The sequence below is a fragment of the Amycolatopsis sp. NPDC059657 genome (assembly GCF_042734395.1).
Lineage (GTDB): Bacteria > Actinomycetota > Actinomycetes > Mycobacteriales > Pseudonocardiaceae > Amycolatopsis.
Map to the genome: position 1 here is coordinate 1 of NZ_JBHWEB010000199.1, position 10703 is coordinate 10703.

Genomic DNA, 10703 nt, shown 5'->3' on the forward strand with positions numbered 1-10703 from the left:
TCGGACTAGATCGTCAAGAAATCCAGTCCTAGCAGGGGCTTTCCGCCTACCCGGCCCAACACGCCGCCACCAACACCCCTACTGAGAAAACCTCATTGGGATTTTTTTTGGCGGCTAGCGCTGGGGCTGGCGGCCCAGGTTGAGGAACTCCTGCTGCTCGCGGTCGTAGCGGTTGGTGAGGCCGGTGCCGTAGCGGTCCCACCAGTTCGCGGTGTGGCCGCCCTGGCGGGTGGTGGTGTCGCCGTAGATCTCGCGGTCGTATGCGAGGCGGGCGTCGCGGAACTCCTGCTGGAACTGCTCCGGCGTGAGGCCCTGGATGTGCGTGATGGCGTCCTGGGACAGCCGGCCGCTCTGGACGATGTCGGCCCCGGCCATGTGGTTCATGATCGCCTGCACGCCACCGGCGCCACGCATGTGTGCGCCGGACATGATCGCGGCCTGGACGCCCGCGTCGGTGAAGTGCAGCGCGCCGGCGCGGCGGGCGTTGGCTGTCATCAGTTCGCTGACCACGGCACGTTCTTCCGCGCTGCCGACGCCGTACTGGTTGCGTGCGGCCATGATCCGGTCGTAGCCGTTGTGCATGCTCTCGCGGAAGCCGTAGGCCTCGCGCACGCCGCCCTGCTCACCGCCGGTGCCCTCGGAGCGCATGATCGAGTCGACCACGCGCGGGTCGAGCTGCTGGGGAGCGACCTGAGCCGGGGCCGCGGCGCCTCCACCGGCCGCCGCACCGGCGGGCGCCTGTGCTTGGGCGGTCTGGGTGCCCTGCTGGCCTTGCTGGCCGCCATAAGCGCGGGCGGTGGCCTCATCGGCGGCCGTGTAGCCGTCGACCACGGCACGCACGCCCGTGTTGATGTCGTTGATCAGATGGATGAACTTGCTCAAGCCCCCGACAAGTTGCGACTGCAGTGCCGTGTTCGCCGACGCGACACTGGCGCCGATCCCCGCGAACGACAGCACGTCGATCACGAGTGTCTCCAGATCACGCACGGTGGACAGTGCCGACGAGCTCAGGCTCTCCACCGTGCTGGTGATCATGCGAACCTCGGCAGGCAGGACGCTGTAGCTTCCAGCGGACACGACAACTCCTCTCGACCCAGCGATGCGTCTCGAAGAATTTCACCGTTTCGAGCGACTCCCACACGGTCGAAATACCCACTCGTGACGTAGTCTGGCGCGGTGAGCGCGGCCGTAGAAATCCCGCCGCCCGGCGTATACGCGATCGACCCGGCTCGCTCCCGGGTCACTTTTTCCGGCAAACATCTGTTCGGCCTGACCGTGCGTGGCGGCTTCGCGCTTGTGAGTGGCCGGATCATCGTCGGCGACCCACTCGAAGAATCCATGGTGGACGCGGATATCGACGCGGCCAGCTTCGACACCGGGAACCGCCAGCGTGACGTCGAGATCCGGTCACGCCGGTATCTCGACACCGCGCGCTACCCGGTGATCGGCTTCCGGTCCGGCCGGGTGCTCCCGCACGGCGACGGCTGGCTACTCGAAGGCGTGCTCCACGTGCAGCAGGCCACCGGAAAGATCACCCTCGTGCCCGAGCGCGCGACCTACGCGGACGGCGTGTTCGCCGCACGCGCGACCACCAGTGTCGACCGCACCGAGTACGGGATCGACACGATGGCGAGCCTCGGCGGCCGCGAGCTGAAGCTGATCGTCGACGTCACGGCGGTCCTGACCTGAACGCGCCGACCGCGAGCGCGGGCTCGTCGGCGTAGAACTTCACCGCGCGCACGGTCCCGGTCTTGCCGAGCGGACGGACGTAGCCGACCGGCTCGTGGAACTCGGCGATCAGATTGGTCTCCTGGACCACGGCGAGCACCAGCACGTCGTCTTCGACGGTGATGAACCGATAGCCCTCGTGATTGACGGTCTGCCGCCGCAGCGAGCGGATGTTGCCTGCGGGCACCCGAAGATCGAAGAACACACCGCCGCGCACCCGCAGCTCGCGCGGCGAGACCACATGCGGGCGGGTGACATTGCCCGCGAGCAGGCCCACCATCAGCATGACCTGGTATATCCCCAGCACGAGCAGCACCAGGTCGATGGCGAGCCCCAGATCGGCCAGCCAGAGCATGGCCGTCTCGACCGCCGTGACCGCCGCGAAAACGATGAACATCGGCTTCTGCGGCTGCACATACGGCACGGCCACACCGCCGTCCTCGACGCCGGATTTCCGGCCGCGCAGCCACAATCCGATACTGCGGATCATCGCGGACTCGTTCGCCAGATATCGCTGAAAAGCCGTCATCGGCACCCCCTTCCTTTATAGCGGAAGAGGATCAGCCGATCAGCCCGTTCTCCGGCGCCGTCGTCAGGTAGAGGTGCTGCTCGCCGGTCCACGGAGACGAGATCTTCCAGCCCGCGATGGTGCCGGCGGGCGGGTTGTCGGTCGACTCCACCAGCAGCAGGTCCGGCGTGGTGGGTGGGACGCTTTGATCGAGGAAGCGGAAGTTCGCGTCGATCAGCGCGCGGGTGAGCGGGCCGCTGCGGTTCTTGCTCTCGTTGATCTCCGGGCCGACCGCGCCGCGGTCCGAGAACAGGTCGACGATCGTGCAGTCACACGAGTACGCGAGCGCCCCGATCTCGCCGGCGCTGTGCACCACCCGGCCGTTCGCGATCCGGCCGAGTTCCGCGCCGATCGCGCGGTACTGCTCGGAAGTGGCGTGATTGCTGGTGATCGGCGCGAAATCACGCGGCAGGCCGGGCGAGAGGTAGACGGCGACGCTCGCGGCTGCCATCACCACCACGCCGATCGCGGCGGGCATCCGGTAGCGCGGCACCGCGGCGACCATGGCGGCGAGGAAGATCGTCGCGCAGGCGATGCTCGGGCCGTAGTACCAGTGGTACGGCGGCACCTCCAGCAACGAGTAGACGAGGTAGTGCAGCGCTCCGCCGAATGCCAAGGCCGCGAAGGGAAGCAACCGTCGTACCGGCTTCGAGCCGCGCAGCGCTACGACTGTCCACAGTAGACCAGCGGCGCCACCGGCCAGCAGCGGCAGGAACGAAAGCGCGGTGCTCAGCGGGAAATGCCGGAAGTAGACGAGCGGGCCGTTCGTCACGCTCCACGGTCCCCATGACCGTTGCAACGTCTTGATGATCAGCGTGTCCGGCACCGCGGAGCCCAAGCTCAGCCAGCTGAACAGGAACCACGGCAGCGTCACCGCGAGCGCCGTGAAGAACGTCTGCCAGATGCCTTCCCAGAACTTCCGGCGCGCGAAGAACAGCACCGCGACCACCACGAGCAGATCGAGCCTGACCATCGCGAGCAGCCCGGCCGCCAGCCCGAACGCGACGGGGCGGCGTTCGACGAAGGCCACCATGAGCCAGCTCAGCCCGGCGATGCCGAGCGGGAGTTCCAGCCCGATCGAGGACACCAGCAGCGGGTTCGCCATCAGCAGCATGGTCGCGAGCGGCGCGAACCAGCTCGGCAGGCCGGTGTGTTCGCCGATCCGGCGCAAGCCGAAGTACGTGACCACCTGCGCCAGCACGAAGAGCACGCCTGCGGCGAACACCGCGTCGCGGAAGACGAACGTCAGCGCCGCGACGGCGAGCACGTTCAGCGGCGAGGTTGCCGTGTTGGCCGTGCCGTGTTCGATCAGGCCCCAGTGACCGTGGAAAGCGAGGTTCTTCGCATAGGAGAGCGTGATGTACGCGTCGTCGATGAGGTGCGGCTGCGCCAGCGTGAACAGCACCGCGGACACGGCGGCCACGCCGGCGGGCAGCAGCGATCGGGCGGTGACCACAGGCCGGGGACCCACGGACTCGGCGATAGCAGCAGCGGAACGCATCCCGGCCACCGTACACGGTTACCGTGATGTTTTCGTTACCTACACGCCGTGACCTCGGCCACCCCGGTCAGCGGTGATACTCGATGCCCGGCCGCGCGTCGGGGCCACGACCTGGGCCACGGAACCCGGGTCCACCAGGGGCTCCGTCGTAGTGGCGGTGCACGCCCTGCCGTCCGTCACGCGGTCCGCCGCCGTGACCGAATCCGGTGGCGGCGCCCACGATCCCGCCGCCGATCACGAGCCCGAGCACACCGACCGCGACGAGCTGGGTCGCGCGATGGCCTGCGAAACGCTTGAACTTGCCCGGCTGAGGTGGTTGCTGCGGGTAAGCGGCCTGGTATACGGGCGGCGCGGCGACCGGAGGCGGCCCGGCGGGCGCCTCGGCCTTGGTCTCGGCGGTCTCGGTCACCGGCTGTTCCTTCGGCGTCTCCACCGTCGGAGCATCGGACGCAGCCTGCTCCCCCGCCTTGTTCTGCGGCTTGTCCTGCGGTTCGGTCATCGTGCACTCCTGGATCTCGCGGGGAACGTCAGCGCTCCCACAACCCAGAGTGACTCGGTTTCCTGTGCCTCAGCTGTGCTGAACCTGTCGATTACAGATAGAACGAAAGGAACAAAGTGACCACCCAGGTGGCACCGAGCACCTGCAGCACCCGGTCACGCAGCGCGATCTCCTCGGGCTCGCCGGCGTTGCCGCTGTCGACGTCGACCGCGTAGCGCAGGACGGCGACGACGAACGGCACCATCGAGACGACCGCCCATACCGAGTTGTCGGCCTTCTCCCGCAGCTCGAACGCCCACAGGCAGTACGACATGATCAGGATCGCGGCCGAGGTCGCCCAGACGAACCGCAGGTAGCTCGCCGAGTACTTCTTCAGCGACGAGCGGATCTTCGCGCCCGTCCGCTCGAACAGCATGATCTCCGCGTACCGCTTGCCCGCGACCATGAACAGCGAGCCGAACGCGGTGACCAGCAGGAACCACTGCGACATCGCGATGTTGGCCGCGACACCACCGGCGACCGAACGCATCAGGAAGCCGGAGCCGACGATGGCCAGGTCGACCACCGGCTGGTGCTTGAGGCCGAAGCAGTAGCCGAGCTGCACGGCTTCGTAAACGCCGAGCACGACCGCCAGCTGCCAGCTCGCCAGGAACGAGATCCCCAGGCCGGCGGCGAAGAACACCACCGCGGCGCCATAGGCGACCGGCACCGGCACGATCCCGGCCGCGATCGGCCGGTTCCGCTTGGTCGGGTGCTGCCGGTCGGCTTCGACGTCGACCGCGTCGTTGATCAGGTACACCGAAGACGCGACGAGCGAGAAGGCGATGAACGCGACGATGGCCGCGAACAGCATCTCCTTGCGGTTCGTCGCGGTCGCGAAGGCGAAGAACGGCGCCGCGAAGACGAGCACGTTCTTCACCCACTGCTTGGGCCGTGCCGTCTTGATGACGCCGCGCACCAGCTTCACCGGCCCACCCGCCGGGGCGGGTGGCTCCGTCACGGCAGGCACGTTCTCGACGTCATCGCTCGTCGCTGTCTTCGGTGATTCGCTCACTAGCGCTTTCCCTCAAGCCGGAATCTCTTGCGCAGGATGCCCCCGAGTGCCCCGCCGAGCACCGCGCCCGCCAGCACGTCGGTCGGGTAGTGCACGCCGAGCACCAGCCGCGAGGCCAGCATCGGCGGGACCAGGGCGGGCACCAGGTTACGCCCGGTCAATCCGGAGTAGAGCACCGCCGCCGCCGTGGTCGACGTCGCGTGCGAGGACGGGAAGCTCAGCTTGCTCGGCGTTCCGACGTGGACCTCGACGCTCGGGTCGTCGGGACGCGGCCTGCGCACCACCCGCTTGATGGCGATGGACGCGGCGTGCGCGCCGACCACACCGGCCGAAGCGATCAGCCATTCGCGGCGCCGCTCCTTGTCGACCGCGGCACCGATGAGGCCCGCCGCGAACCAGCCCGCGCTGTGCTCACCGAAGTGGGACATGCCGCGAGCGGCTTTGATGGTGGCAGGGCGTGCGAGCACGCCCTGCACCTTCGCCAGCAGGGCGATTTCAGCCATCGAGCGAACCGTCCAGCGGTGCGCCATCGGTCAGGTGCGGCGCGATCTTGTTGTCGAACGCGCTCAGCGCCGAGCCGATCGCCATATGCATGTCGAGGTACTTGTAGGTACCGAGACGGCCACCGAAGAGCACGTTCTTCTCGCGCGCCTCGACCTTGGCGAGCTCGCGGTAAGCCTCGAGCTTCTCGCGGTTCTCCGGTGTGTTGATCGGGTAGTACGGCTCGTCCTCTTCCTTCGCGAAACGGGAGAACTCGCGGAAGATGACCGTCTTGTCCTTCGGGTAGTCGCGCTCCGGGTGGAAGTGCCGGAACTCGATGATCCGGGTGTAGGGGACCTCTTCGTCGTTGTAGTTGACGACCGAGGTGCCCTGGAAGTCACCGGTCTCCGCGACCTCGGACTCGAAGTCGACGGTGCGCCAGGTGAACCTGCCCTCCGAGTAGCCGAAGTAGCGGTCCAGCGGCCCGGTGTAGACGGTCGGGGTGCCGGCCGGGATGTGCTCGCGCACGTCGAAGTAGTCGGTGTTCAGCCGGATCTCGATGTTCTCGTGCTCGGCCATCTTCTCGAGCCACGCGGTGTACCCGTTGACGGGCAGGCCCTCGTAGGTGTCGTTGAAGTACCGGTTGTCGAAGTTGTAGCGGACCGGCAGGCGCGTGATGATGTTGGCGCCCAGGTTCTTGGGGTCGTTCTCCCACTGCTTAGCGGTGTACCCGCGGATGAAGGCTTCGTAGAGGGGACGGCCGACCAGCGAGATGGCCTTCTCTTCGAGGTTCTCCGCCGCGTCGGTCTGGAACTCGGACGCCTGCTTGGCGATGAGCTCACGGGCCTCGTCGGGGGTGTGCGACTTGCCGAAGAACTGGTTGATCAGCGCCAGGTTCATCGGGAACGAGTAGACCTGGTCCTTGACGCGCGCGAAGACACGGTGCTGGTAACCGGTGAACTCGGTGAACTGGGTGACGTAGTCCCAGACCCGCTTGTTGGAGGTGTGGAACAGGTGCGCGCCGTAGCGGTGCACCTCGATACCCGTCTCGGGCTCCGCCTCGGAGTAGGCGTTGCCACCGAGGTGGTGCCGCCGCTCCAGGATGAGGACCTTCTTGCCGAGCTGCGTGGCAGCCCGTTCGGCCACGGTCAGGCCGAAGAAACCGGAGCCAACTACGATCAGGTCGTAGCCGGTGAAATCGTCTTCAGTAATCTGGGCGGGGTTCGTGTGCGCGCTCACGGGCTGTCAGGGTACGCAAGTGCGCACCGTCATCCGCACAGCCCTTGACATCACGACGCACAGTAACTAGACGAACGCGGGACCTGCAGTGCCAACACCGGACACGTTCTGGACCTATTCGAGCGCGATCAGCGTCTACCTGATCGTGCTGGCGGTCCCTGGCACCCTGATCGGCTGGGCCGCCGGGCTGCGTGGCTGGTCGCTGGCCGGGCTGGCCCCGCTGCTGACCTACACCGCGACCGGGCTCGCCGGGCCGTGGCTCGCGCTCGCCGGCCTGCCGTACAACGTCGGGACGGCCGCCGCCTTCACCGTGCTGCTGGCAGGCGCCGCCTACGGGGTCCGCGCGCTCGGCCTGCGCCGCGGCTGGATCCCCGGCGAGGCGCTCGCCGACCGCCCCCCGTTGCCCTGGACCAAGCGCGCGCACCTGGCCGTCGCGGCCTGCGTGGTGCTGGCGACCGTGTTGTCGATCATCGTGGTGCTCTCGGCGTCCGGCGGGCCGAACGCGGTCTTCCAGCGCTGGGACACGGTGTTCCACGCGAACGGCATCCGCTACATCGCCGACACCGGCGACGGCTCGCTCACCGGCATGGGCACCATCAACTGGTACCCCAACGGCTCGTTCTACCCGAACGCGTATCACCTGGTCGGCGCGCTGGTCTACAACCTGTCCGGCGCCACCATCCCGGCGACCTTGAACGCGATCACGGTGCCCGTCGCAGGCATCTTCGCGCTCTCGATGGTCACGATGATCCGCCAGTTCGGCGGCCGCGCGGTGTTCGCCGGTTCGGTCGCGATCGTGGCGGGCGCGGCGACGACCGGCGCGTACGAGTCGGTGTCGAGCGGCCTGCTGCCGTTCGCGCTCGGCATCGTGCTGACGCCACTCGCCGCGGTCGCACTGCAGCGCTACCTGGTGCGCCCCGCCGTCGACACCGGCATGGTGCTGGCACTGGCGGCCGTCGGGCTGCTGTGCGCGCACTCGAGCGCGTTGTTCGGCGCGATGCTGTTCGCGTTCCCGATGGTGGTCCAGCGCTGGATCAGGCGAGAGGGCCGGGTCTGGCAGGACATCCTGCGGATGCTGCCGGTGATGGCGGCCAGCGGCGTGCTCGCCGCGCTGCAGGTGCTCGGCGCGGTCGGGTTCACCTCGAGCGCGTACCCGTACACCCCGTGGGCGTCGAACATCGAGGTCACCGAGGCGCTCAACCAGCTGCTGAAGTTCCGCCAGATCCTGAACCAGCCGCAGCTGTGGCTGGCCGGTCTGCTGGTGATCGGGATTTTGAGCTTCATGACGCTCGGCCGGATGCGCTGGATCGCGGCGTCGGCGGTGATCCTGTCGTTCATGTTCGTGCTGGTCGCCTGCTACGGCGGCGTGTCATGGGTGATCACGCTGTCCCGTCCGTGGTGGAACGACCGCTACCGCCTGATGGCGCTGGCCGCGATCCCGTTGTGCCTGCTCGCCGGGCACGGGCTCGCCGAGATCCAGCGGTGGCTTTCGAAGGCCGTCTCGCAGTGGAGCTGGGTCCGCGACAATCCGCGCGTGCCCGCCAGGCTCGGGCTGGCTTCGGCCGTGCTCGTGCTGATCGCGATGGGCGTGGTGACCCAGGGCTTCTACACCCAGGCCAACGCGACAGCGGTCGCGTTCCTCTATCACAACGGGCCCGAGTCGAAGGACCGCGAACAGCCGATCAGCGCGTACGAGCTGGAAGCCATGGCGGTGCTGCAGAAGCTGGGCGTCGGCCCCGACGAGCGCGTGCTCAACGACCGGGTCGACGGCTCGGCATGGGTGTACGCGATCACCGGCATCAAGCCGACCGCGGGCCACTACGACACCGGCGTTCCCCCGAAGGACGCCGAATACCTGGCCGACCACTTCCGCGACTTCGACACCGACCCCGAGGTGCGCGCGGCGGTGAAGCGGCTGAACATCCACCGGGTCTTCCTCGGCCACGGCTCGATCAAGCCGTACATGCACCGCGCGCCGGGCCTGCGCGATCTCGACGGCCTGGACTTCCTGCGCCGTGAGTACGCCAACCCGAACGCGGTCATCTACACGATCATCAAGTAGCGCCCGGCTCTCCCCGCAGAGCCGGGCTCACCACTCAGTAAGGCCGGACGTTGTACCAAGCGCCGTTCACACGGACACTGCATTCCGCGTTGATGGTGAAGCTCCGGCCGATCTCGAGCACGAACCAGTCGGAGTGGTAGTCCCTGTTGAGCGGGCCGACTCCGCAGTTGTAGCCAAGCCGCACCCAGCTCGTCTGGGAACCGGCGGAGCAGTTGGCCCACGCCGCGGTGTTGGCGTAATGGGCGTCACAGCTGCCCAGGCTGGTGACGCTCGCCGCGGACGCCGAAGCGGCCGCAGGCGCAACGGCCATCGCCACGGCGAGTGACGCGAAAAGAACGGAAGCGCGACGCATACTGATTACCCCTCAGTACCTGAATTTCGATCGCCGGATCCGGCGGTGCTGACTAGTGTTGGCGCGCGGCGAGTTTTTGTCGCCAGGCTGAGAACTGGGTCGAAAAGCACAGGTCAGCGGCCATAGTCGAGGGGGCGGCATGCTCAGGGTGCATTTCACCGATCGCGATCTGTCACGCCTCCGGATGGCCGATTGCCCCAATCCGCTCTGGGAAATCGTCAACAGTGTCCTGCGCCTGCAAGGACGTCAGGGCCGGACGGCCTACGCGCAGTGGATACACGGCACCCGTGAAACACTCGCGGAAAGTGGCCTTATCAATACTGTGCGTTCTCTTCTTTTGCCATTATTGCCACTGGCCACGTATTTCCCGGATTTCCTTACTCCCTTTGAATCATCGGAAGGCTTGGAAGCGGGCATCGACGCGATTCTCCGTACACCCCGTCAGCGGGTGTCAACGGAAGTCGGAACGCTTTCCAAAACGCCGTCCTGGGCGCATCGGCTGCCGGATGGGGATGTCCGCACGGACCTCGCCGACGCGTTGCGCGCCTATCACCGGCAAGCCATTGAGCCGCACCTGGGCACGATCAGGACGGCACTCGACGGCGACCGCGCGATCCGCACGCGCGCGATGCTCAGCGGCGGCGTCGACGAGCTGCTCGACAGCTTCCGGCCGGTGCTGCGCTGGCGAGCTCCGGTGCTCGAAGCCGACTATCCGGTCGACCACGACATTCACCTCAACGGCCGCGGCCTGCTGCTCATCCCGTCGTACTTCTGCTGGGACCGCCCGGTCACACTCGCCGATCCAGAACTGCCGCCGGTGCTGGTCTACCCGGTGCCGCGCACCGCGGTCACCGGCTCGCCGCGTCGCGCGCCCGTCTCGGCGCTGCTAGGCGCGACCAGGGCCGCGATCTTGGCGGCGACGGCGAGCGGGTTCACCACCGGTGAGATCGCCAGGGTCGCGGGCGTGAGCGCCGCCACGGCCAGCCATCACCTGAACGTACTGCGGGACTGCGAGCTGATCACGAGCCACCGGCAAGCCGCCACGGTGCTGCACGTACTGACCCCGCTCGGCGCCGAACTGCTCGGCTCCGCGAATAGGTAGTGGCCCGCGGGGGGACGGCGGGCCCAGCCCGTTACACCCGGGGCACCCGCCCCCCATAAACCCCCCGGGGAACTAGGGTTCGGGGTAAAACACCCAATACCCCCGAGGCCAGGGTAAT

Annotated in this window: 11 protein-coding genes; 3 read left to right on the top strand and 8 right to left on the bottom strand. The window is 67.6% G+C overall.

What is annotated here, in order from left to right; genetic code table 11:
- Positions 1–114: 114 nt before the first annotated feature.
- Positions 115–1077 (bottom strand): hypothetical protein, encoded by a 963-nt coding sequence (locus ACFV15_RS46350; RefSeq protein WP_378359659.1) that lies wholly within the window; start codon positions 1075–1077, stop codon positions 115–117.
- 99 nt (positions 1078–1176) lie between these two features.
- Between ACFV15_RS46350 and ACFV15_RS46355 the strand changes: the two genes are divergently transcribed.
- On the top strand, positions 1177–1689 hold the full coding sequence (locus tag ACFV15_RS46355; RefSeq protein WP_378359660.1) for a YceI family protein: 513 nt from the start codon (positions 1177–1179) through the stop codon (positions 1687–1689).
- Here ACFV15_RS46355 and ACFV15_RS46360 read toward each other — a convergent pair.
- The 6 genes from ACFV15_RS46360 to glf all read right to left on the bottom strand — a co-directional run bounded on the left by ACFV15_RS46360 (position 1670) and on the right by glf (position 7069).
- Positions 1670–2257, bottom strand: a complete 588-nt coding sequence (locus ACFV15_RS46360; RefSeq protein ID WP_378359661.1) for a hypothetical protein — start codon at positions 2255–2257, stop codon at positions 1670–1672. The two genes, ACFV15_RS46355 and ACFV15_RS46360, sit on opposite strands and share 20 nt — an antisense overlap.
- A 31-nt stretch (positions 2258–2288) precedes the next feature.
- Positions 2289–3797 (bottom strand): hypothetical protein, encoded by a 1509-nt coding sequence (locus ACFV15_RS46365; RefSeq protein ID WP_378359662.1) that lies wholly within the window; start codon positions 3795–3797, stop codon positions 2289–2291.
- Positions 3798–3864: 67 nt separating this feature from the next.
- Positions 3865–4296 (bottom strand): hypothetical protein, encoded by a 432-nt coding sequence (locus tag ACFV15_RS46370; RefSeq protein WP_378359663.1) that lies wholly within the window; start codon positions 4294–4296, stop codon positions 3865–3867.
- Positions 4297–4387: 91 nt separating this feature from the next.
- Positions 4388–5305, bottom strand: a complete 918-nt coding sequence (locus tag ACFV15_RS46375; protein WP_378359672.1) for a decaprenyl-phosphate phosphoribosyltransferase — start codon at positions 5303–5305, stop codon at positions 4388–4390.
- Between the two features lie 44 nt (positions 5306–5349).
- Positions 5350–5853, bottom strand: coding sequence for a phosphatase PAP2 family protein (locus tag ACFV15_RS46380; RefSeq protein ID WP_378359665.1), 504 nt, complete (start codon positions 5851–5853; stop codon positions 5350–5352).
- Positions 5846–7069 carry a UDP-galactopyranose mutase gene (glf, locus tag ACFV15_RS46385; protein ID WP_378359666.1) on the bottom strand — a complete coding sequence of 408 codons (1224 nt, stop codon included), beginning with the start codon at positions 7067–7069 and terminating at the stop codon, positions 5846–5848. The genes ACFV15_RS46380 and glf overlap by 8 nt, the downstream gene beginning before the upstream one ends.
- Before the next feature lie 88 nt (positions 7070–7157).
- Here glf and ACFV15_RS46390 point away from each other — a divergent pair, with 88 nt between their 5' ends.
- A complete protein-coding gene (locus ACFV15_RS46390; protein ID WP_378359667.1) occupies positions 7158–9131 on the top strand; it encodes a DUF6541 family protein in 1974 nt (657 codons plus the stop codon).
- A gap of 34 nt (positions 9132–9165) precedes the next feature.
- On the opposite strand, the gene ACFV15_RS46395 is transcribed toward ACFV15_RS46390, so the two are convergent.
- A complete protein-coding gene (locus ACFV15_RS46395; protein ID WP_378359669.1) occupies positions 9166–9483 on the bottom strand; it encodes a hypothetical protein in 318 nt (105 codons plus the stop codon).
- A 448-nt stretch (positions 9484–9931) separates the two neighbouring features.
- Between ACFV15_RS46395 and ACFV15_RS46400 the strand changes: the two genes are divergently transcribed.
- A complete protein-coding gene (locus ACFV15_RS46400) occupies positions 9932–10585 on the top strand; it encodes an ArsR/SmtB family transcription factor (protein ID WP_378359671.1) in 654 nt (217 codons plus the stop codon).
- Positions 10586–10703 lie beyond the last annotated feature (118 nt).